This is a genomic window from Cohnella suwonensis (assembly GCF_042655365.1).
In the GTDB taxonomy this organism is placed as follows: Bacteria; Bacillota; Bacilli; order Paenibacillales; family Paenibacillaceae; genus Cohnella; species Cohnella suwonensis.
Genome location: NZ_JBHSMH010000034.1, coordinates 23,627 through 45,624, shown reverse-complemented (window position 1 = coordinate 45,624; position 21,998 = coordinate 23,627). Strand labels below are relative to the sequence as shown.

17 protein-coding genes are annotated in these 21,998 nt (G+C 50.8%); 12 read left to right on the top strand and 5 right to left on the bottom strand.

Annotation, left to right across the window (positions count from 1 at the left end; all coding sequences use genetic code 11):
- Positions 1-2: 2 nt before the first annotated feature.
- From pelG to ACFPPD_RS11880, 5 genes are read right to left on the bottom strand one after another with little or no spacing between them, the layout of a single operon-like run.
- Positions 3-3,095: an exopolysaccharide Pel transporter PelG gene (pelG, locus tag ACFPPD_RS11900; RefSeq protein WP_209750140.1), complete on the bottom strand. Its 3,093-nt coding sequence runs from the start codon at positions 3,093-3,095 to the stop codon at positions 3-5.
- Positions 3,071-4,498 carry a GT4 family glycosyltransferase PelF gene (gene pelF, locus ACFPPD_RS11895; protein ID WP_378082328.1) on the bottom strand — a complete coding sequence of 476 codons (1,428 nt, stop codon included), beginning with the start codon at positions 4,496-4,498 and terminating at the stop codon, positions 3,071-3,073. Before pelF ends, pelG begins: the two co-directional genes overlap by 25 nt.
- A 21-nt stretch (positions 4,499-4,519) precedes the next feature.
- On the bottom strand, positions 4,520-6,355 hold the full coding sequence (locus ACFPPD_RS11890) for a DUF2194 domain-containing protein (protein ID WP_209750142.1): 1,836 nt from the start codon (positions 6,353-6,355) through the stop codon (positions 4,520-4,522).
- Positions 6,327-7,253 carry a tetratricopeptide repeat protein gene (locus tag ACFPPD_RS11885; RefSeq protein ID WP_209750143.1) on the bottom strand — a complete coding sequence of 309 codons (927 nt, stop codon included), beginning with the start codon at positions 7,251-7,253 and terminating at the stop codon, positions 6,327-6,329. Before ACFPPD_RS11885 ends, ACFPPD_RS11890 begins: the two co-directional genes overlap by 29 nt.
- A complete protein-coding gene (locus tag ACFPPD_RS11880) occupies positions 7,243-9,441 on the bottom strand; it encodes an NAD-dependent epimerase/dehydratase family protein (protein WP_209750144.1) in 2,199 nt (732 codons plus the stop codon). Before ACFPPD_RS11880 ends, ACFPPD_RS11885 begins: the two co-directional genes overlap by 11 nt.
- A gap of 285 nt (positions 9,442-9,726) precedes the next feature.
- Here ACFPPD_RS11880 and ACFPPD_RS11875 point away from each other — a divergent pair, with 285 nt between their 5' ends.
- From ACFPPD_RS11875 to ACFPPD_RS11820, 12 genes are all read left to right on the top strand, one after another.
- Complete coding sequence (locus ACFPPD_RS11875) at positions 9,727-11,127, top strand: DUF4832 domain-containing protein (RefSeq protein WP_209750145.1); 1,401 nt, start codon at positions 9,727-9,729, stop codon at positions 11,125-11,127.
- Positions 11,128-11,204: 77 nt separating this feature from the next.
- Positions 11,205-11,339, top strand: a complete 135-nt coding sequence (rpmH, locus tag ACFPPD_RS11870; RefSeq protein WP_120978004.1) for a 50S ribosomal protein L34 — start codon at positions 11,205-11,207, stop codon at positions 11,337-11,339.
- Positions 11,340-11,412: 73 nt separating this feature from the next.
- Positions 11,413-11,835: a ribonuclease P protein component gene (gene rnpA / locus ACFPPD_RS11865; protein WP_209750146.1), complete on the top strand. Its 423-nt coding sequence runs from the start codon at positions 11,413-11,415 to the stop codon at positions 11,833-11,835.
- A gap of 161 nt (positions 11,836-11,996) precedes the next feature.
- On the top strand, positions 11,997-12,803 hold the full coding sequence (locus ACFPPD_RS11860; protein WP_209750178.1) for a YidC/Oxa1 family membrane protein insertase: 807 nt from the start codon (positions 11,997-11,999) through the stop codon (positions 12,801-12,803).
- Entirely contained in the window at positions 12,803-13,420 is a 618-nt protein-coding gene (jag, locus tag ACFPPD_RS11855) for an RNA-binding cell elongation regulator Jag/EloR (RefSeq protein WP_209750147.1), read from the top strand. The genes ACFPPD_RS11860 and jag overlap by 1 nt, the downstream gene beginning before the upstream one ends.
- A 174-nt stretch (positions 13,421-13,594) precedes the next feature.
- On the top strand, positions 13,595-14,983 hold the full coding sequence (mnmE, locus tag ACFPPD_RS11850; RefSeq protein WP_209750148.1) for a tRNA uridine-5-carboxymethylaminomethyl(34) synthesis GTPase MnmE: 1,389 nt from the start codon (positions 13,595-13,597) through the stop codon (positions 14,981-14,983).
- A 13-nt stretch (positions 14,984-14,996) separates the two neighbouring features.
- Positions 14,997-16,898 (top strand): tRNA uridine-5-carboxymethylaminomethyl(34) synthesis enzyme MnmG, encoded by a 1,902-nt coding sequence (gene mnmG, locus ACFPPD_RS11845; RefSeq protein ID WP_209750149.1) that lies wholly within the window; start codon positions 14,997-14,999, stop codon positions 16,896-16,898.
- Entirely contained in the window at positions 16,895-17,650 is a 756-nt protein-coding gene (gene rsmG, locus ACFPPD_RS11840) for a 16S rRNA (guanine(527)-N(7))-methyltransferase RsmG (protein WP_209750150.1), read from the top strand. The genes mnmG and rsmG overlap by 4 nt, the downstream gene beginning before the upstream one ends.
- 435 nt (positions 17,651-18,085) lie before the next feature.
- Positions 18,086-18,901 (top strand): nucleoid occlusion protein, encoded by an 816-nt coding sequence (gene noc / locus ACFPPD_RS11835; RefSeq protein ID WP_209750151.1) that lies wholly within the window; start codon positions 18,086-18,088, stop codon positions 18,899-18,901.
- A 69-nt stretch (positions 18,902-18,970) separates the two neighbouring features.
- The gene (locus tag ACFPPD_RS11830) at positions 18,971-19,744 is read left to right on the top strand and encodes a ParA family protein (protein WP_209750152.1); all 774 of its coding nucleotides are present in this window, start codon (positions 18,971-18,973) and stop codon (positions 19,742-19,744) included.
- Positions 19,725-20,573 carry a ParB/RepB/Spo0J family partition protein gene (locus ACFPPD_RS11825; protein WP_209750153.1) on the top strand — a complete coding sequence of 283 codons (849 nt, stop codon included), beginning with the start codon at positions 19,725-19,727 and terminating at the stop codon, positions 20,571-20,573. The genes ACFPPD_RS11830 and ACFPPD_RS11825 overlap by 20 nt, the downstream gene beginning before the upstream one ends.
- Positions 20,574-20,665: 92 nt before the next feature.
- Positions 20,666-21,847, top strand: coding sequence for an aminotransferase class V-fold PLP-dependent enzyme (locus ACFPPD_RS11820; RefSeq protein WP_209750154.1), 1,182 nt, complete (start codon positions 20,666-20,668; stop codon positions 21,845-21,847).
- The last annotated feature ends 151 nt before the right edge of the window (positions 21,848-21,998 follow it).

Genomic DNA, 21,998 nt, shown 5'->3' with positions numbered 1-21,998 from the left:
AGCTATTCCACCTTTATTTTGCGCATTCCGTAGTGACTCTTGCCGTCGTCGTCGTATTCCTGATCGAAAGGAAGCTGGCTATGGCCTTGGGAATCTCTTGTTATTACTCTCCAATAGTAACTGCCTTTTGGTATATCCTTCACTTCTATTGAAGTGACCTTTAACCCTTTAAGCTCTTTAATGACCTGAGTAAAGTCCGGATTTTTAGATAATATCCAATCGTAGCTCAGATCGTCACCTTGTATGTCGAAAGAAGCATCCCAATTAAAAGTTAGAGTATTCCCGTTTTGCTTTACATCACCTAGAAAGATCGGTTTTGGCTTTTGCAGATCTTCCATAAATCGTTCGATGCTACGCTTTGGCACTTCGGAGAGCAACTTGAATTGATTATCCAACTGACTTATCGAGACTGGCAAGAAGTTGCGGTCAGGAGCCCGGCGCATAAAAGGTTCGACAACTACCCGATAAGCATCGACTTTGGCTGCAATGCTTCCGTTAATATATTTACTATACATTTGGTCTATTTTGTCTTTCAGCAACTCGACGTTTTTCTCGCTTCGCAAAAAACGATTATGCAGTATGACACTCCAATAGTTGCTTATTCCACTATTGAATCTGCTAACTCCTTCCTCACGTTCAATCTCCCAGCCCCCATCATAATCCCATGGTAGAAAATAGAACTTCTCGGAGTTCAGAGGAGAGTACAAGAAATAATTTTGCGAAATCGTGTCCATATTGTCCATCAAAATATTTGCGGCTAACCAGGTTAAATAGTTATCGAGATCAAAATGTTTTTCGATCACTTCATCTATCGTCATTGAAAGATCATTTACATCGTCAAGCATCTTCAGCAATTTATCGTGTTCTTCCCGTCCCTTGATTTCCAGTCGGGATTCAAAAGTAGTTTTGTCGTAGAACGGATCTGTTTCCGGTTTCAATTCATCCGGATATCGATAAAATTCGAATGAGATCGCTTTGTATAATTGTCCATTCGAATCCATCCAATGGTTTTTCAAATAGTTTTTATTCGGTTGCTCTACTTGTGTGAACAGCCCATAGTCTTCATACTCCTTCTGAGATCCCTCAGACAAATCCTTAACATACAAATGGACGAATTGAGTACGCAAGCTGCCGATATCGGGAAGTGTTTCGAATATATCGTAGCTTAGTTTGTGACGAATACGGGTAGGATCGGTTGCGCTTTTGATTAGATTAATTGATCTCTGATCACGCCACAAGCCGGCTCTGTCTGTCAGCTTAATGCTATAAGATCGTTGATCAAGAAATCGCGTTGAATTGCCGCGCAATCCAATTTTTCCATTATACGTTGTCTCATCAAACCCGAACATTCCCGATGCGGGCCCTTTGCCTTCCGCCGTTCCCTCTTGGAAGATGACCGGCAATTCCTTCTCTTCCGTCCGCTCTCGAAGCCGGTTCATATTGTACCAGGTTTCGGGCGTCTCTCCGTCCGAGTCGTCCGGCAATACGGTCACATACAGCGTCCGAACGGACAAATCGTCGTCTCTTTCATAGATCCGCTTATCTTCGACAAATTGGTCGGTCGCTGTTACAGCCGGCGCTACAACTTCCGCTGTCGAGTCTTTTTCCGCGGTTTCCGTCGCGCATGCCCCGAGCAGCATCACCATGACGAGCAATGCCGCGAGAGCGGAAGACTTCTTCCTTAGTTGTCTCCAGAATCTCTGTTTTTCGACAGGTGGAATCATCGGTTGTGAACAGAAGGTATAATAATCGATGCTGCGTACATAGAAAAGCAGTCTGCCCAGTGATACCATCAAGATGATGAACGACGCCATGAACAGACCGAATCCGTCATAGTCTTTATCCATCGTCCACCACGAGAACGCGGTGTTCAACACGACCATAGCCGCACTGAGTGTAAGAACTCCCTTGCGATCATCGTAATATAGAAGCAGTAACATGACCACAAAAGCGACGATAAATAGGAAGTAGCCAAGGACCAATATTCGGAACGTATCCAATTGCTCCATCGTGAATCCGATCAGAGGAAGAAGCTTGATGCCGAGTGCCAGCGAAACGATGGTGAACAACAGCTGCACTTCCATAATAAAGCCGACTTCCTGCATCAAGACTCGCTGCATCTCTTTCCTGGCTCTGGAAATATCCTGATATGTTCCTCCGTTCAGGATACGGGTATAGTAGTCGCGGAATTTGGCGTAAAAAGCGGTCTCCACGGACACTACGAATGTGACAAGCGTAGGCACGACCGTCAAGTAAGCGTAAAATACCGGCAAGTCGAAAAAGGGCGAGATCCGGTAAGCGCCGGCCACGGCCATGCCTTTCGAACCGAACCAATAGACGAAGCTATGAATGTAGACACCAGCATAGAAAAAAGTGCCGATCAGCAACAGAGAAGGGTATTTCCTGATGTAAGAAAAGAATAGAAAGTACAGCCGACTATCCTTGTAACGGAAAAATTGTTCGAAATGGCGAGTCGTCAGAACGATGACGAGAAAAAAGCCGACATCGATCATCACAAGCGCCGCGGTTGTGGAATCGTAATCGGTATATCTCAATACGAGCCATGCTCCCGCGACAGCTATCAGAACGCTGACTGCGAAGTTGCGTACGATTCTCCCGTAATCTTTCAGAGCCGAAAGATGGACGGATTGAATCCAGACGACAACCAATTCTATAAAGAAGAAGTAAGCCGCCCATTTGTATCCGGTTCCCGCCGTTACATGCCTTAGGAAAAGCCATGCAGTCAATGCGCCTGCAGGTAGCAAGACGGCGACGGCTCCGTAATAGGAGGAAAGCAAATGCTCATATTTCTTTTCGTATATTCGGTCGGCGATAAAACGCGTGAGCAGCATGGACAGCCCGCCGGTAAGAAGAACGGAGAAGATGAAGCCGTACACGATCGTCGTGAGAAACAGCTCTCTCTCACTATAGGAAACATGATTCGAAAGCATAATTCCTTGCATGACCGATACGAGAAGCACGCAAAGAACCATCGGACCTACCGTCGTAATCGAAGAATAGACGTAAGCTTTGGCGCTTTGGAGCAGGCCATGTTCACGGAATAGCTTTTTCAGTTCGAAGCCGACGCCCGCCATGTGCCCGCCTCCTCATAATTAGAATATAGACGCTTGTAATCGTTAATAAAGCCTTCTCTTGTATAGTGCCTGCTAACCCGCTCCAAACCGTTGCGACCCATTTCGGCAAGAACCTCTTCATTCCGGCTAAGCCTCACTATTGCGTCCGCAAGCTGCTCGTAGTGCATGACTGGGACGACAAACCCGGCCGGCCCGAAACCGTCGTCTCTTCCCTGAATCAGCTCACGACAGCCTCCGACATCTGTCGTCACGCATGGCAAACCCGCAGCCATGGCTTCCAGGAGGGCAAGAGGCTGTCCCTCGCTGATGCTGGTAAGCAGCATGACATCCATTCGTCCCAAAAAGTCTTTGATCTTCACTTCCCCGGTGAAGATTACATCGTCCAATTGAAGCGTCTCTACCAACAACCGGCATTCGCGGTAGTATTCCTCGTCTTCGCTAGTCGGACCCATGATATAGAGCTCGGCTTCCGGCAGCTCTCGCTTAACGATGGAGAAGCATTGGATCATTGTCTTGATGTCCTTGATCGGAACGACGCGGACGATAGCTCCGATCCGGAACTTTCCATCGCTCTCTGAACCCATTAAACCTGCGTATTCATTTACGTCGACTCCGTTCGGGATAATATCGATTTTGTCCTCAGAACAGCCCAGTTCGATTTCGATCTCACGGTTTCGATTGAACAGCGTGATAACTTGGTCAGAATATTCGTAGGCGCAGCCGGTCAGCCGGTAAAAATATTCGATCCATAGATCTTTGAAATAACCTTTAACCCAATCGGCCTTGATGATTTCTTCTTCCCGTTCCCGGGAATAGATACCGTGCTCAGTCAGGATGAACGGTTTTCCGTAAAGATGCTTGGCCAAGCTTCCTACGATTCCGGCATATCCCGTGGATGCGCTATGATACAAATCGGCTTTAGGCAACTCATGGCGGATCGTAAGAAACAGAGGCAATATCATCGATCGGACCGTCCAGAACATCTCCGTGAAGGGGACTTGATCATAACGTTCTTTGCACAACTGAGCCAATATATCGAAATAATCCTTGCTCATGAGAAAATCTGCGGCATATCGGAATTTGTCCGTGCGCAGCAGATCGAATATGCTTCTCCAATCCGGTTCGCCTCCGCCTCCGAGTAAAGACTGGAATGCATGGTTTTGATCTGAAGAGAGACGAAACCGGCGGCCCCACGTGCCGTTCTCCCGTAAATAGGCATCAAGAAAGGTTTCTTTCACTTCCACGACGTTGGACGGCAGTTCGTATCGAAATTTGCCGCGCTGTTTCTCTTGCGCGCCGATCGTGAAAATGACGAACTCGTGCTCCGGCATCTGACGGATCAAAGTATGAATCCAGCTCGATACTCCGCCTGTAATATAGGGATAGGATCCTTCGGCAATCATACAAATTCTCATGGATCTTAATCACCCCAATTTCAATGTGAAATCGGCTTTGCGGGCCGTAATCAAGTATGTTCCATCATCGATTTTCTGAACATCGCAGCCTTCCAGCGATTTAAAGTGTTTGTCCGTTCTTATGAAGAAATAAGCTTGTTTCTTAAACGGCTCGATTACTCCTCGTATGGTGTCGTCATTACGTGTCCATTCGACGCTGCTCGCCAACTCATAGGCCATGTCATTCGCCGCTTCCGTTGACGTCATCGCCCGCAGCCAAGGGTAAGTCTTATCCAAGCGCGATAACATTTCATCATAGCTTTCGTATAGCTTTTTCCAGTCCAGATCACGACTACGCTCGGGATCGAACATATCATCAGGATGGAGGAAGTGCGAGAAATGGCCCAACGATGTAAGCGCCCCGGCGGACGCCCATCGATCGGACGGCTCCATGAGATAACCGGAAGAGATCCTCGGCATTTCCAGAATGCCGTCATCGGCGATTTTATATTCCTGCACGTACCCTTTGCCGCTGGCATCCTCGTTATAGATCGAAGCGATGACGGCCAGATTGGGGATGGATTTCTTCAAAGCTTCTCTGCCTTCCTGCGAGAAAACATTGGAAGGAGGAACATAGGTCGTTATTTTGTAGCTTGGAAATGCGGATTTGATAAATCTGACCGCCTCTTTAAGCGACTCCGCCATGGGCTCGACGCCGTTCCATGGATTATAGCCGTACTCGTCCGCCAACTCCCGGTTCGTCTGCAGGGACTGGTGGTTGTAGCCGTGGATGCCGATTTCCCCTTCGCTCTTGATTACTTCCCGGCCGTAAGATACGAGCCCTTTCTTCTCGGCGTCGGACGGATTGTCAAACGGAGGCTCGACCCGGTCGTTATAGGACTCGATCACAACGGCCGTATACAATACGTTGTTCTGCTTGGCGGCTTTTAACATCCCCGGCCACCAAATATCGCGGAAGAACGCCGGAATATCCCGTTTGTATTCCCGATAAATCTCGGGATCGATACCTTTGCGGATTGGAGCGGGAAAGTCGTCAATGTACACGACCTTGGAATTAAATATCGGGTAGATAAAGTCCGGAATGAGCATGCTGATAGCGCCTGCGAGTAATCCCCGGCTGAGCTTTCCTTCAAGCATCGTTCCGTTGAATACCATAAATTTACCCTTACCGTAAGAGCGATCCCATAACATAGGAACTCCCTTGGCCGTTGTCGCCATTATACGGCTGTCATCGTCCAGTTCGAGCGTCAGGAGGCTGTTTTGCATGAAAGGGTCGTCCATGACTAATCCCTTCTCGCCAATCAGCACGTTCGACGTGAGCTTTATCCCTTGCCCTTCGATGTAATCGCCGACATTCAGGATGCCAAGCTTACGATACAGCCGGTAAAAGACGTCGTTCGGCTCCAGCGTCTGCGTGAAAAAGGCGTATCCTCCCTCTTCCACGTAATTAGCCAGCCGATCCGGATCTCCAAGCTTGTCCAACCCTTGAACGGCGGCGATAACGGCTTCGCAACCGGTTGGATCGATAGTTCCTTGCGTTACATCCACAATCCTAGTCGGTTTTTTCATGTAGCGAAGCATCTGCTCGGTTTGCTTTTCAATCAGGATGGATCCTTCGTCCGCTCCGTCGAATGCCAAGCAAAAAGGCTTGCCGGAAGGTTGCTTCAAAGAGGCTTCCTCCGCCATCCGCTTCCAGGACGAGGTCTGCACGGACAGCTTTTCGTTTTCGCTGAATTCCAGCACGAATTGGGACTGGGTAATCTGAACGGCCAGACCCAGGACGAGAATGCCCAACAGAATTAAATAGACTTCACGTTTAAGCCGAATTTTGGGCTTTCTTCTCATTGCCTCCACCCTCCGACCAATACCTGACGGCATTCAACGCATGATTGGACAGTCGGATCGGTGACTCCTTTAACTGCATCAGGATCGCTTGAATTTGTTCATAAGAACGCCGGGAGTAATATACTTTTATTAACAATAAATAGGGATCCTCATTGCGCGGGTACTTTTCCAGAAATAAGCGTCCGGTTTCTTCGGCGGCATCATGACGTTGCAAGATCAGATCGACTTCGATTTTTTCCTCATATGCCGCGAGATGATCGGGGGCTGCATGAATGAGATTGTGCAATACTTCCGAGTAGGTGTGGCGGAGCTGAAGCATCGTTCTTTCATCCAGAAAACCGCTGCCCATATACGCTTTCAATACATCGGCATACGATCGGAGAAGATGAGGGTCATTCTTGTTTTCCTCGTATTGAACCGACATTTCCTGCATGGTTAAGGTCAGTTTCCTTTTGACCTCCACGATAGCGCTGACAGCGTAATGCGACGTTTCGGTATCTTCGTTGCCGACGGCGATCTGCAGAACGTCCATATATTGCAGGGAATCCTGCTTCAGCAGATCGATCATGACCTTCCGCCTCGTCGTTAAATCGTTAATCGCCAACGCTTCCTCCAACGGAATCAAGTTTTTCTCTTTTTCCGCCGTTTCCTTGTCGTACCATTCGGTTTTCAGGTTCTCGTCTCTCTCGATCTGTTCAAAACGGAATTTCAGATCGTCATCCGAATTCGGCTGAACGTTACGCTTGCTCGTCCAAATCGGCGGCAGAAGTAGGCCCACGACCGGGAAAAAGGCCGCCGTTATCCATCGAACAATCCATTCCGGCTTGTCTCTGCGGTACTTTAGCCCAAATCCGACCGCGCAGACCAATGAATAAATGATATAGGCATCAACCCACATGTTGCAATCCCTCATCGACAAAGTTCATCTTGATTCCGTTCTGGTTAAATCGTTGAAGTACAAAGTTTGCATCTTCCCGGCTGGAATTCGCCAGAAGCACAAGAATTTCTCCATTGTCCCCTAATCCGATGTAGTCGGTTTCCCGCAATGATCGGGATATGATTTGGGTGATCTCCGACAATTCCCGCTGCTCTCTATCGGAGACGGATGGAGTCAACAGAACGTATTTGACGCCGTGTTTTTGACTGGCCTTTGCCTTGCTGTTCAAGATCTCTTTGAACACCTCGGGTTTTAGAGCCGACGTTCCTTCAATATAGCGCTGATTCATCGTAGCTTCGACGAACATCAACGCCCTAGATAACGCGGTAGAAATGAGCTCTACCGTTACTTTGAACAGATTGTGATGGTAAAGGTTGAAATTCTCGAATTGGATCTGATGAAGCGCGATTACCGCAAGCACATTGCCATTGCTCATCACGGGAGCTACCAGAAGCGGCAAGCCGCCTTCCAGTTTCTTGTTGATGAACATTTCTTTATTTTCAAGCAAGTTTTGAATATAAGGATAATCCTCCACCTTCATCGATTTCGGTGCATCGAGTTGGTCGCCGCCCGATTTGGCGACGAGCCTTAAATAACTTCCATATCGATTTACCGTATAAATCGAGACCGCTTCGGTCCGCATGATCGACTCTACGACGCTGACGGTAGATGTGAAAATTTGTTCCGGCTCAAGACTTTCCAATCGCTTGGTCACGGAATATATTTTTCCGAAGCTGTCGCCGCTGTTCAAGATCTGTTGCTGAAGCTCTTCTTTGACTTGTCTTGTCTCATTGTAAACCTCGCTTAAAAAGGCGTGTTTCTCTTCCATCGCTTCCAGTTGCCTTTGCTTTGCCAGAAGACGGGAGCTCTTTCTCTCGACCGTATAGCCGACGACCAAACCGACAAATAAATAAATGGCAATACGGAAAAAGAAATCGGTGTCGTAAAGAAGGGATATCAATTCTCTTCCGTTCCCTAGAAGTTCGTAAGTATATAAACCGATGGATAACGCGACTGAAAGTATGGCTTGACGGTTACCGTAGATGATTCCCATCACGATAATATAAAAGAGCTTGAAGTCTACGAACTCGTTCTGGGTTAAAACGACGGCCGACGATAGCCAGGCCACGATCGCGAACAGGATAAAGTTTTCCACATAGGGAAGAGCAGCTTTTAATCCTTTTACGAACAAGGAGGTCTCTTTCTTTTTCTTTTCGACCGAATGAGACGTTTCCGTGCGCTCGTTCCGCATCCATTCAATAGTTTTGACAAGCCCGTCTTGCAAGGAATAGCGAGGGGCCCAATCCAAGTCATGGCGAATCTTCGAATTGTCCAACTTGGAACGATAAATATCTCCGGGTCTCGGGTCTTTATACGTTGTTTTTACCGACCCCGCGAGATTTTGAAGGTGTCCGACCAACTCGTTGATGCTGGACTCCGTGGAGGAAGATAAATTGTATACTCCCGTCAACGCGCTGTAAGAAGCACGATAAATTGCGTCCGCGACGTCGCCGACGTAAATAAAATCGCGGGTTTGATTGCCATCCCCGAATAAAGTCAATTCCTTGTTAGACAGAATCCGACCCAGGAAGATGGAAACGACGCCGCCTTCGCCATCGTCTCTTTGCCGAGGACCGTAAACGTTCGAGAATCGGAAACACAACGTCTCTAATCCGTACATTTTCTGCCATTTGTCGCAATAAAGCTCTCCTACCCACTTGCTCATGCCGTAAGGAGATAACGGATCGCAGATCTCGTCTTCTCCGAGCGGAATGCGGTCATTTGAACCATAGACGGCTGCGGAAGAAGCCATGATGAATTTCTTTACTCCGTATTTTTCGGACAAGGACAACATATTCGTTAACCCTAGGACGTTCGACTTCGTGTCCGCCCTCGGATTCTCCACCGATGTCGCCACGCTGACTTGAGCCGCCAAATGGACAACGACGTCGAAGCGGTTGCTTTTGAACACTTCTTCGCATTTCTTATCCTCGATTGACAGTGCATAGCTATGATGTTTAAATTCTACGTTCGAGCGGTTTCCCGTCGAAAGGTTGTCAATGATGGTTATTTCGCAGCCTTCCTGGTAAAATCGTTCCGCGACGAACGACCCGATGAATCCGTATCCCCCGGTTATCAAAACTCTCATTCGGCATTCTCTCCAATCTTTTCATGCCAAGTTCCCGATCAAGCCCTAGAATATGACGTTGGTGTAGTCATATGACTTCATGTGACAACTTATGATGATAAAGCAAAAGACTAAACAAATTCTGAACAAATACCTATTAATTAGTACTATTATACCATGACTTGGTACTTTTTATCTATTTAATACCATGACTTTTTTACTATTTTTCGTCACCGATATGTCACAATGAATTGTTTCGTATTTGATTATTTGATATATTCCGAGTAAATAGAGGTGGAACATCATATGCGTCGATTAATTATGCGTAAAACTCTTATTGTCATTTCGGCGTTGATTTTTTCATGCCTATTTTTTATATCGGTCTTATTCGGAAATTCTGCACCGGAAAGAATTTCCTTCTCTCCCGCCGAAACCTCGGAAGTACTGAATAATCCTTATATGGGTCTTGTCGCCGACGCGAGGGACACCGATATTGAACAACCGGTACGGTTAGCGCATGCCAATGCTTTTTGGCGGGACATCGAACCGAACAAAGGCCAATTTGATTTTGAACGTTTCGAACAGACCAATCACTTCGATAAATGGCGTCAGGATAACGTGAAAATCGTGCTGCGAATCATTCTTGACTATCCCGGCCCGGTGAAGCATATGGATATTCCGGACTGGTTGTACAATGAAATCGGAGGCCGCGGCAGTTGGTATAATAACGATTACGGAGTGGGATTCAGTCCGGACTATACGAATGCGGCTTTGATTTCTTACCATGACAAACTTCTGCAAGCATTTGGAGATCGTTATACCGACGATCCCTTAATCGCTTTTGTCGAGTTGGGGAGTATCGGTCATTGGGGAGAGTGGCACACGTGGGATTCGGATCCGAATCGAATCCCTTTTCCTAAACATGCGGTAAGCGATCGATATGCTGCCGCCTACGTTCGCAATTTCCCGGACAAGCTTTTGCTTATGCGTAGACCGACCGAAATTGCCAGGAAATACGGAATGGGCTTGTTCAACGATGCGTTCGGCAAAACGAATGCAACGGTTGATGGATTTTTATCATGGTTTACGTCCGGTTACGTTTCGTGGCTGACAGGAGAGAAGGAACCGGCGATGCCTGATTTCTGGGCCAAAGCGCCAAGCGGCGGGGAATTTTCCGATCCCGTGAAATATGTGTCCGCAAGCCGTATCGGCGAGACGCTGCGCCAAGCAAAGCTGACTCATGTCAGCTGGCTCGGACCGAGCGCGCCGGTATATGAGCAGTTAGGCGGCAGTCTGCAGGAGTCGATAGATCTTCTTTTGAAAACCATCGGTTATCGATTCATTATCGCCAAAGTATCCCATGAAAAACAAATAAAGGCCGGCGGTCAATTGCATGTCGAATTGGGTGTCACGAACCGAGGCGTCGCTCCATTTTATTTTCAATGGCCCGTAGAATTATCTTTGTGGAGTACGGACAATCTACGAGTCGCCGTTTGGCCCGTGAACTGGGACATTAGAAAATGGTTGTCCGGAGCGAGCAAAGAAAAAGCGGTTCTCGCAATTCCCGTAGGACTTCCTTCAGGCGATTATACCATGAGAATGGCCATTCTCGATCCGGAAACCGGGAAGTCAGGTATTCGATTTGCCAATGAATCGCTATACCCGGATGACGGTTACGACATCAGTACTGTTCAAATCGCGGAGTAATCGGGGGGAGGAATTGACTTTTTGGGCGGTTCATGGTTTAATGATAAAACCTGAGTTTTTCGTAAGGAGGTTGAATCATGGGTCCAACATTTAAGCCGAATGTGAGCAAACGCAAGAAGGTTCACGGTTTCCGTAGCCGCATGAGCTCGAAGAACGGTCGTAAAGTTCTCGCTGCTCGTCGTCAAAAAGGTCGCAAAGTATTGACAGCATAGAACAAGAGACCACTTTGCGTGGTCTTTTTTTTCTTATTGGGCAACAGGGTCCAGATAGATGGAGCGGTGAGAGATGCATAGGAAGCTGCGTCTTCGGAAGAGGGAAGATTTCAATAAGGTTTACCGTTTCGGTAAGTCGTTCGCGAATTCGCAATTCGTGGTGTATTGGCGGAAGAGGTCGGATCGCGCGAATTTCAGGCTCGGCGTGTCCGCGAGCAGCAAATTGGGAAACGCGGTCGTGCGCAACCGGTTGCGGCGGATGGTGAAGGAGATCGTCCGGCTCAACGCGCCGAAGCTGCAGGACGAGCTCGATCTGGTGCTGATCGTGAGGAAGCCGGCGCTGTCTCTTCCATATAAAGAGATGGAGGGAAGCGTTCTTCATGTTTTCCGCAAAGCGGGATTGCTTCAGGGAATGACGCCGGGAGCATCGCAACCTCAAGGCTCCGGAGGAAGAGGAAAGAAGCCGAACGGACGCAACGGGATGAGGGGCAAATAGAGCTTGGGCGCTTGGATGCCTTAGCTTTTCTTTGCCTTTCTTCTTATGGTATAGTGAACATGAATAGACGCATGCACCTATCTAGGGATGCCGGGTTGTGAAGAGGGGAGTTTTACGTTTTGTTGCGAAATCGCAAATGGTGGGTAATTGTTGGCGCGCTTATGTTAATGGCGCTGTTGTCGGGGTGCTCTCCGAACACGGCGGCAATGCATACGAGCGATATGGCCAATAGCGGTTCCTGGTGGACCCGCAACGTGGTGTACTGGTTCTCGCTCATGCTGGACGAGTTCGCGGAATGGTTCGGCGGTTCGTACGGCTTGTCGATCTTGTTGCTGACGATTATCGTGAGGACGCTGATTCTTCCTTTAATGATCAAGCAGTACAAGAACACGAAAGCGATGCAGGCTTTGCAGCCGGAGATGAAGAAAGTCCGCGAGAAGTTCAAGGACGATCCGAAGAAGCAGCAAGAAGAAATGATGAAGCTGTACCAGACGCATCAAGTAAATCCGCTCGCGGGGTGCTTGCCGCTGATCGTGCAGATGCCGATTTTCATCGCGTTGTACAACTCGATCTACAAGAACGTCGAGATTCGCGAGCATACTTTTATCGGGTTCCAATTGGGACTGACGCCGAACAACTCGGGACACTGGTATTATTACTTGATTCCGATCGTGGCGGCGTTAACGACATTGATACAATCGCTGATGATGGCGCAACAACAGACGATGGTCGGTCCGATGAAGGGGCTTATGTACATCTTCCCGATCATGATCTTCGTCATGGCGATCAACTTCCCGGTCGCGTTGCCGCTATACTGGATTTACAGCAACATTTACACGATCACGCAAAATTACTTCATGTATCGGAATTCGCCTAAGCCGAACGATAAGCCGGAAGATAATCCTCCATCGAAACAAAAACCTAAGCCGAGCGGTAAAAGCGGCAAAGGTAAGGGGGCCCGTGCCTAATGAAAATGCTCGTGGCATCAGGTAAAACGATCGAAGAGGCGGTACGAAGCGGTCTAGCCCGAATGGGCGCGAAAGAAGACCGGGTGAACATCACGGTATTGGAACAGCCGAGCAAAGGGTTGTTCGGGCTCATCGGAGCCAGAGAAGCAAGAGTACAGTTGGAATTGTTGCCGGACGGCGTGGAAGAAGCGATGAATTTTCTTCGCGACGTATCGGAAGCGATGGAACTTACCGTTTCCGTCGAACGTACGGACGAGAGCGACTCGGTTCGGATTAACGTATCCGGATCCGACCTCGGCATCCTGATCGGTCGACGCGGACAGACGTTGGATTCTCTGCAATACTTGGCGAACATCGTGGCGAATCGCCACTCGGACCATCATCTACGTATCGTTCTCGATGCAGAGCAATTTCGAGAAAGGCGTCGTCAGACGCTGGAGGCGCTGTCCGAAAGAATGGCTAGCCGAGTCGTTAGAACTCGCAAGGAGATCGTGCTCGAACCGATGACCTCCCACGAGAGAAAGATCATTCACGCGAGGCTGCAGGCCAACCCGAACGTCAGGACGTACAGTCAAGGGGACGAGCCGAACCGCCGTATCGTGATCGCGCTGAAGTAACGTCAGCCACAGAATGCGCAATGGCTTCCGCTTCGTTGGGAGTCATTGCGTTTTTTCGAATATCGGAAAGAATAAGCGTTACAACAACTTGTTCCCATCCGACACCTCCGCAAAGCTACTTCAGCGTTCAGATGCTGAAGGCGTTTTTGCTTGATAGAGCGAGGGATAGAGCCAATGAACGAAGATACGATTGCCGCGATCGCGACTGCGCTTGGAGAAGGCAGCATTGCCGTCGTTAGGGTGAGCGGGCCGGATGCGGTCGATACGGTCGCGAAAGTGTTGAAGTCGAAGACGGATTTAAGGGAAGCGCCGTCCCATACGGTGCAATACGGTTGGATCGTCGATCGGGAGCAGGGACAGGATCAGGAGCTGGTGCTCGACGAAGTGCTCGTGACGGTGATGAAGGGGCCGAGATCGTTTACGGCGGAAGACGTCGTCGAAGTGAGCACGCACGGCGGCATCGTGGCCGTGAAGTCGGTGCTGGAGCTCATTCTGCGCAGCGGCGCGAGAATGGCGGAACCGGGCGAATTCACGAAACGGGCCTTCCTGAACGGAAGGATCGATCTGGCGCAAGCGGAAGCGGTCATCGATCTGATCCGTTCGAAGTCGGACCGCGCGTTCCAGATGGCAAGGAAACAAGCCGAAGGCGCGCTGTCGAAGATGATCTTCCCGATGAGGCAGAAGCTGATCGAGTTGCTGGCACATGTGGAGGTTAACATCGATTACCCGGAGCACGACGTCGATAACGTGTCCGCGGATCTGATCCGGGAGCAATGCACGGAGACGCTCGCGCAGGTGGAGAAGTTGTTAAATCAGGCGAACGAAGGCAAAATATTGAGAGAAGGCATTATGACGGTCATCGTCGGACGTCCGAATGCCGGTAAGTCTTCGCTTCTGAATGCGCTCGCCAGGGAGAACAAGGCGATCGTCACCGATATTCCCGGCACGACGCGCGACATCGTCGAGGAGTCCGTCGCCTTGGCGGGCATTCCGCTTCGCTTGCTCGATACGGCAGGCATTCGGGAGACGAGCGACAAGGTCGAACAGATCGGCGTCGAACGATCGCATACCGCGCTTGTCGAAGCGGAATTGATTCTGCTCGTGTTGAATCACCATGAACCGCTGCATGAGGACGAGCGGAAGCTTCTTGCGCAACTGAAGGACCGGCCGACGATCGTCGTCGTGAACAAGATCGATCTGCCGGGCGAACTGGACGTGTCCGAAGTCGAACGGGATTACCCGAAGGAGCGTATCGTATCCTTGTCGGCGAAGGAAGGCGAAGGAATCGAGGCGCTCGAGCTTGCGGTGTCGTCGTTGTTCTTCAGCGGCAAGGTCGAAGCCGGAGATATGACATACGTTAGCAATGCGAGGCATATCGCGTTATTATATGAGACGAAGAGATCGCTTAAGGATGCGATCCAGGCGACATACGAAGGTATTCCGATCGATTTAATTCAGATTGACATCGCGGCTTCATGGGAGTCGCTCGGACAAATACTCGGGGATGCGGCGGGCGATTCGTTGCTCGATCAGATTTTCTCTCAATTCTGCTTAGGCAAATAAAGGAGTGAGTAAAATGGGTTACAGAGCGGGCGAATACGACGTTATCGTCATCGGAGCCGGCCACGCGGGCTGCGAAGCGGCGTTGGCATCGGCGCGAATGGGCTGCGAAACGTTGTTGTTGACGATCAATTTGGACATGGTCGCGTTCATGCCTTGCAACCCTTCCGTCGGAGGTCCGGCGAAAGGGCACGTCGTTCGCGAGATCGATGCGCTCGGGGGCGAGATGGGACGCAATATCGATAAGACTTTCATTCAAATGCGGATGCTCAATACGGGCAAAGGTCCGGCCGTGCACGCGCTTCGCGCGCAAGCGGATAAGTTCCTGTACCAGCACACGATGAAGGAAACGATCGAGAAGGAAGAGAAGCTGACGCTTCGCCAGGGCATGGTCGACGATTTGATCGTCGAGAACGGAACGGTCGTCGGCGTCGTGACGAAGACGGGGGCCGAGTACGGCGCCAAGACGGTCGTCTTGACGACGGGTACGTATTTGCGCGGCAAAGTGATCATGGGCGAACTGATGTACGAAAGCGGACCGAACAATCAGCAGCCTTCTTTGAAGCTGTCCGAAGCATTGAAACGCGAAGGCTTCCAATTGGCGCGGTTCAAGACGGGGACGCCGCCTCGCGTGCACGAAGATACGATCGATTTCAGCAAAACGGAGATCCAACCGGGAGACGCGAATCCGAAGTACTTCTCTTACGAGACGGAGTACATGGCGCATGCCGAACAGCAAATTCCTTGCTGGCTCACTTATACGTCCGAGGAGACGCATCAAATCATTAACGACAACTTGTACCGGGCGCCGATGTTCACGGGAGTCATCGAAGGTACGGGTCCGCGTTATTGTCCATCCATCGAGGATAAGATCGTTCGTTTCGCGGATAAACCGAAGCATCAGATCTTCCTCGAGCCCGAAGGGCGGAACACAAAGGAATATTACGTTCAAGGCTTGTCGACAAGCATGCCCGAAGAGGTGCAACTGAGCATTCTGCGTTCGATTCCGGGTCTCGAGAAAGTCGAAATGATGCGCACCGGTTACGCCATCGAATACGATGCGGTCGTTCCGACGCAGCTATGGCCTTCGCTGGAGACGAAGATCGTAAGCAACTTGTTCACCGCGGGTCAGATCAACGGAACGTCCGGGTATGAGGAAGCGGCCGGGCAAGGCATTATGGCGGGCATTAACGCCGCTCGCAAAGCGCAAGGCCGCGAACCGGTTATCATTGACCGTTCTAAAGGCTATATCGGCGTTATGATCGATGACCTCGTAACGAAAGGGACGAACGAACCTTATCGTTTGCTGACATCGCGCGCCGAATACCGGTTGCTCCTAAGGCACGACAATGCGGATCTTCGCTTGACGCCGACCGGCTTCGAGATCGGATTGATCAAGGAAGAACGTTACGAGCGGTTCTTGGCGAAGAAAGCATTGGTCGAAGCCGAGATCGCGAGGCTGAAGGATACGAAATTCCGTCCGGACGAGGCTGTTCAAGCGATGCTGGCGGAAGCCGGGTCCGCTCCGCTCAACAATACGGTAGATGGCCTGACGTTGCTGCGTCGTCCCGAAATTTCTTATCGTCATCTCGAAGGGATCGCCCCGTCGGAAGCGGAATTGTCCGAAGAGGTGAAGGAACAGGTCGAGATTCAAGTCAAATACACCGGTTATATCGAGAAACAGCAGATTCAAGTCGAACGCATGGAAAAAATGGAGAAGAAGCGCATTCCAGACAATATCGATTACGACATTATTCACGGATTGGCGATGGAGGCGAAGCAGAAGCTTGGTAAAGTCCGTCCGTTGTCGATCGGGCAAGCTTCGCGGATCTCCGGGGTAACGCCGGCGGACTTGTCGATTTTGCTCGTCCACTTGGAACACTATAACCGGGTGACCGCGGCGGCGCACGGCTCATGACGGACGCGATTCAGATACAATTCGTCGAGCAGGCACGGTCGCTTGGCATTGAACTGTCGGAGCGTCAATTGATGCAATTCGAGACGTATTACGAGTTGCTCGTCGAGTGGAACGAGAAGATGAACTTGACCGGCATAACCGAGAGGAGCGCCGTGTACGAGAAACACTTCTACGATTCGTTGACGTTGGCCGGCATCGGCAGGTTCGCCGATCATCATTGTTTGGCGGACATCGGTTCCGGTGCCGGATTCCCCTCCATTCCTCTCGCAATCGTTTTTCCGCACCTCCGGGTGACGATCATCGACGCTTTGGCGAAGAGAATTCGCTTTTTGGAAGAAGTGGCGTCCAAGCTGGGACTCGAGAAGGTCGTCAGCTTGCACGGTCGTGCGGAGGAGGTGGCGAGACTGAAGGAGCACCGCGATAAGTACGATATCGTGACGGCGAGGGCGGTCGCAAGGCTTGCCGTGTTGAACGAATTCTGCCTGCCGTTCGTAAGGACGGGCGGCGTGTTCATTGCGATGAAGGGGACGGACCTCTCCGCGGAACTCGACGAAGCGAAGTTCAGCTTAACGAAGCTCGGCGGCAAGTTGGTAGAAGTCAAGAAATTAACGTTACCGACGGAGGGGGCGGATCGTCATCTCGTCATCTGCGTCAAACAACAAGCGACGCCGAACGAGTATCCGCGGAAGGCGGGCATTCCGTTGAAAACTCCGTTGTTGAAGCCGTCGCTCTCGTTCAGAAACACAAAGTAGTACCGACAAACGAAACGGCTCTTCGAATGTTCCACGTGAAACATCATTGCGACTCTCGCAATGTTTCACGTGGAACATTTTTTGCGTTTACTAGAGTCGTTAGAAGTGGTATCTTTAGGAGGTAGCCATCGTTGAAATTTTTGTTCGAAGGCAGGAAAATCGGGTTTGCATAGCGAATCTAATCAGATAACAGACAAGCGTGCCGCATCTGTGCCGACAGGCGCATTATAGCGGCGCTTTTTCGTCGCTAGGGGTACTTATTTGGAAGGTTCGGATCGTCTTTATCGAATTCGATGCCGGTGGCAATTGCGGTTACACGCGAGACGCGCGGCAACAACCCTTTATGCTTGGAACACAGGCCGGTAGACAGCGTTCAGAGGACGCCGAATGCATGTTTACGTGGTCTATCTTACTTAATGTGGTGATCCGGAACCTATGAAAGAATCATTCTCCAGGCTGCTCGGCTTGTCCGATCGCGGCAATCAAGAGGAAGTTAAACAAATTCCGATTCATGAGATCGTCCCCAGCCCTTACCAACCGCGTTCGATCTTCGACGACGAACGGATTGACGAATTGTGTCAAACGATCAGAACCCACGGTATCATTCAGCCAATCGTCGTTCGGGTGCGCGACGGCAAATACGAAATTATCGCGGGAGAACGGCGTTGGCGTGCGGTTACGAAGCTCGGCATGGATCATATTCCGGGCATTGTTCGCGAAATCAACGATTCTCAGGCTGCATCGATGGCGCTCATCGAGAATTTGCAACGCGAAGGCTTGACCTCGCTGGAAGAAGCGATCGCATACCAGAAGCTGATCGATCTGCATCAATTGACGCAGGAAAGCCTTGCACAGCGGCTTGGCAAGAGCCAGTCGACGATCGCGAACAAGATTCGATTGCTGCAATTGGGCGAATCCGCGAAACAAGCGTTGCTGGAACGGAAAATCACCGAACGCCACGGTCGCGCGTTGCTCGCGATAAGCGACGAAGAATTGCAGAATAAAGTACTTGTTGAGATCATCGACAAAGAATTGAACGTCAAACAGACCGAGGCGCGTATCGCGCTTTACCTGGAATCTTCGCGGACGAAGAAATCGAAACGAATTTCCTTCTCCAAAGACGTTCGGCTTGCGGTGAACACGATTCGCCAGACGGTAGATATGGTGACCGGTTCGGGCATTCCGATCAATGCCAGCGAGAAAGATTGCGAAGATCATTACGAGATTATCATTCGTATACCGAAACGATAAGCAACGTCTCGCATTCTCGTGAGTGTAAGCGTCGTTGTTACTTGCTTGACTAACATTGAGGTGAATAGGTTGTCTAAAATAATAGCGATTGCCAACCAGAAGGGCGGAGTCGGCAAAACGACGACATCGGTGAACCTTGGCGCGTGCCTCGCGTCGCTAGGCAAACGGGTGCTCATCGTCGACATCGATCCTCAGGGCAATACGACAAGCGGGATCGGAATTAATAAGGCGGACGTGAATTACTGCATTTATGACGTGTTGATCAACGAAGTGCATCCGAGACAAGCGATTGCAGATACGGCAGTGCCGAATCTTAAAATCATTCCGGCGACGATACAGCTCGCGGGAGCGGAAATCGAGCTTGTGCCGACGATGTCCCGGGAAGTTCGGCTGAAGAAGGCGTTGGCGCTCGTTCGCAAGGATTTCGATTACGTGTTGATCGACTGCCCGCCGTCTCTCGGCATTCTGACGATCAACTCGTTAACGGCGGCGGACTCGGTATTGATCCCGATTCAGTGCGAATATTACGCGCTTGAAGGACTCAGCCAACTGCTGAACTCCATTCGCCTCGTGCAGAAGCACTTGAACACGACGCTGCAAATCGAAGGCGTATTGCTGACGATGTTCGACGCGCGCACGAACTTGGGCATCCAAGTCATCGAAGAAGTGAAGAAGTACTTCCAACAGAAGGTGTACCAGACGGTCATTCCGCGTAACGTCCGGTTAAGCGAAGCGCCGTCCCACGGTCAGTCCATCATCACGTACGATCCGAAATCCAAAGGCGCAGAAGTGTATCTCGAGCTGGCGAAGGAAGTGATCTCGTATGAGCAAGCGGCTAGGTAAAGGATTAGACGCGCTGATCACCTCTTTATCCATTAAAGAGGACGATAAGATCGTCGAAATACCGCTCCCGCAATTACGCGCGAACCCGTACCAACCTCGTAAAACGTTCGAGGAAGACGCGATTAAGGAATTGGCGGAGTCGATCCGCGAACACGGCGTCATTCAGCCGATCGTCGTACGCCAAGCGTTAAAAGGATATGAGATCATCGCCGGGGAAAGACGGTTCCGGGCGTCCCAATTGCTCGGCAATGCGACGATTCCGGCGGTCGTAAGGACGTACAACGATCAGCAGGTCATGGAGATCGCCCTGATCGAGAACGTTCAGCGCGAAGATCTGAATTCCATCGAAGTCGCGATCGCCTACCAAGCAATCATGAACCAGTTCAGCATGACGCAAGAGGAACTGAGCTTGAAGGTCGGTAAGTCGCGTTCGCACATTGCTAACTTCCTTCGGTTGCTAGCGTTGCCGGACGAAATCAAAGATTATGTTTCACGTGGAACATTGTCCATGGGTCACGCAAGGGCGCTAGCCGGCGTGAAGGACGATGCGGCCAAGCGTCAATTGGCCAAACAAGCGGTGTCCGGCGAGTGGAGCGTGCGGGAACTGGAAGAAGTTCTTCAGAAACCGGAAACGAAACCGAACGCCAAGTCGAAGACGAAAGCGAAGAAGCGCGATCCGTTCATCGAAGAAATCGAGAACGCGCTCAGAGATAAATTCCAGACGACGGTCCGGATCAAACCGAACAAGGACAAGGGACGCATCGAGCTCAGCTACTTCGGCAAGAGCGACCTGGAGCGCCTGTTGGAATTGCTTAAAGCGCTCGCGTAAGCGTCGAAAACGATAGCATGCCTAAGTTGTAATCTTCCGATGGAAGGATTAAACTAAGGTATGCTATTGATGCGTTAAGGCGGTGAAACGGCTTGCGAGAGCGGGAAGAGAAGCGTCCGATTTACTTGGACAATGCGGCGACGAGTTGGCCGAAGCCGCTGTCGGTCGTCGAGGCGATGGAACGTGCGATGAGGGAAAGCGCGGCGAATCCGGGCAGGGGAAGCCATGCGATGGCCGTAAGGGCTAGCAGGGTGCTGTTCGAGGGACGTAAGCGATTGGCGCGGCTGTTCCGTATCGCGAATCCTAACGATATTGCATTTACGATGAATACGACGCATGCGTTGAATATGGCGATACAAGGGTTGCTTCAGCCCGGCGATCATGTCGTGGCGACTTCATTGGAACATAATTCGGTGAGGCGACCGCTTGAGGCGCTGAAGAGAAAGCTCGGCATCGAAGTGACTTACGTCGCGACTGACAAGCAGGGTGTCATTGATCCGGAGAAAGTCGAAGAGGCGATGGCGGCGAACACGAAGCTGCTCGCGGTCACGCACAGCTCGAATCTGCTCGGGACGATCGCTCCGGTCGGAGAGCTCGGAGCGATCGCCAGAAGCAAAGGGGCGAGGTTCCTCGTGGACGCCGCTCAGAGCGCAGGAACGGTGCCGATCGACGTGGCGGCGATGAATATCGACCTGCTTGCTTTTCCGGGGCACAAAGGGTTACAAGGGCCTCAGGGGACCGGTGGATTGTACATTCATCCGGAGCTAGAACTGGAGCCGCTTATGCAGGGCGGAACGGGCAGCAAGTCGGAGGCGCCGGAGCAACCGACCGTCCGGCCGGACCGCTACGAGGCGGGGACGCCGAATACGGTCGGCATCGCGGGACTCGCGGAAGGCGTACAATTCGTACTGAAAGAAACGACGGAAGCGATTCATGCCAAGGAGCTGCGGCAAACGTTCGAATTGATGGAAGGGTTGCTACGCATTCCAGGCATCTCGATATTGGGGCCGGAGCTTGGGAAAGAACGGACGGCGATCGTCTCGTTCGTCATGGACGGAGTCGATCCGTCGGAACTGGCCTTCCTGCTTGACCAACGGTACGGCATCGCCGTTCGGGCCGGCTTTCATTGCACGCCTCTCGGCCATGAAACGGCGGGAACATACGAGACGGGAGCGGTACGGGCGAGTCCCGGATATTTTACGGCCGATTCGGAAATCGTAACCATGGTAGACGCGGTTCGCGATATCGCTAACGCACTCCGAAAATCGATCTGAGAGAGGTACAAATAGAGCGGTTTTCAAGCAAACACGACCTCGGCGTCCTTGAACGACGAGGAAGCTTTGCGTAGGTGTATTCGAAATGGATAGGCGTGAAACTTATAGTGCGAGTTCAAAAAGTTCGGTGATCAGCACCGAGAAGGTTGAA

Excerpts from the sequence above, each read along its gene's own strand:
- noc (WP_209750151.1), top strand. The coding sequence starts at position 18,086 with ATGAAAGAATCATTCTCCAGGCTGCTCGGCTTGTCCGATCGCGGCAAT.
- rnpA (WP_209750146.1), top strand. The coding sequence starts at position 11,413 with ATGCATAGGAAGCTGCGTCTTCGGAAGAGGGAAGATTTCAATAAGGTT.
- pelF (WP_378082328.1), bottom strand. The coding sequence starts at position 4,498 with ATGATTGCCGAAGGATCCTATCCCTATATTACAGGCGGAGTATCGAGC.
- ACFPPD_RS11885 (WP_209750143.1), bottom strand. The coding sequence starts at position 7,253 with ATGTGGGTTGATGCCTATATCATTTATTCATTGGTCTGCGCGGTCGGA.
- mnmG (WP_209750149.1), top strand. The coding sequence starts at position 14,997 with ATGGGTTACAGAGCGGGCGAATACGACGTTATCGTCATCGGAGCCGGC.
- pelG (WP_209750140.1), bottom strand. The coding sequence starts at position 3,095 with ATGGCGGGCGTCGGCTTCGAACTGAAAAAGCTATTCCGTGAACATGGC.
- rpmH (WP_120978004.1), top strand. The coding sequence starts at position 11,205 with ATGGGTCCAACATTTAAGCCGAATGTGAGCAAACGCAAGAAGGTTCAC.
- ACFPPD_RS11875 (WP_209750145.1), top strand. The coding sequence starts at position 9,727 with ATGCGTCGATTAATTATGCGTAAAACTCTTATTGTCATTTCGGCGTTG.
- ACFPPD_RS11880 (WP_209750144.1), bottom strand. The coding sequence starts at position 9,441 with ATGAGAGTTTTGATAACCGGGGGATACGGATTCATCGGGTCGTTCGTC.
- ACFPPD_RS11860 (WP_209750178.1), top strand. The coding sequence starts at position 11,997 with ATGTTAATGGCGCTGTTGTCGGGGTGCTCTCCGAACACGGCGGCAATG.
- rsmG (WP_209750150.1), top strand. The coding sequence starts at position 16,895 with ATGACGGACGCGATTCAGATACAATTCGTCGAGCAGGCACGGTCGCTT.
- ACFPPD_RS11825 (WP_209750153.1), top strand. The coding sequence starts at position 19,725 with ATGAGCAAGCGGCTAGGTAAAGGATTAGACGCGCTGATCACCTCTTTA.
- jag (WP_209750147.1), top strand. The coding sequence starts at position 12,803 with ATGAAAATGCTCGTGGCATCAGGTAAAACGATCGAAGAGGCGGTACGA.
- mnmE (WP_209750148.1), top strand. The coding sequence starts at position 13,595 with ATGAACGAAGATACGATTGCCGCGATCGCGACTGCGCTTGGAGAAGGC.
- ACFPPD_RS11890 (WP_209750142.1), bottom strand. The coding sequence starts at position 6,355 with ATGAGAAGAAAGCCCAAAATTCGGCTTAAACGTGAAGTCTATTTAATT.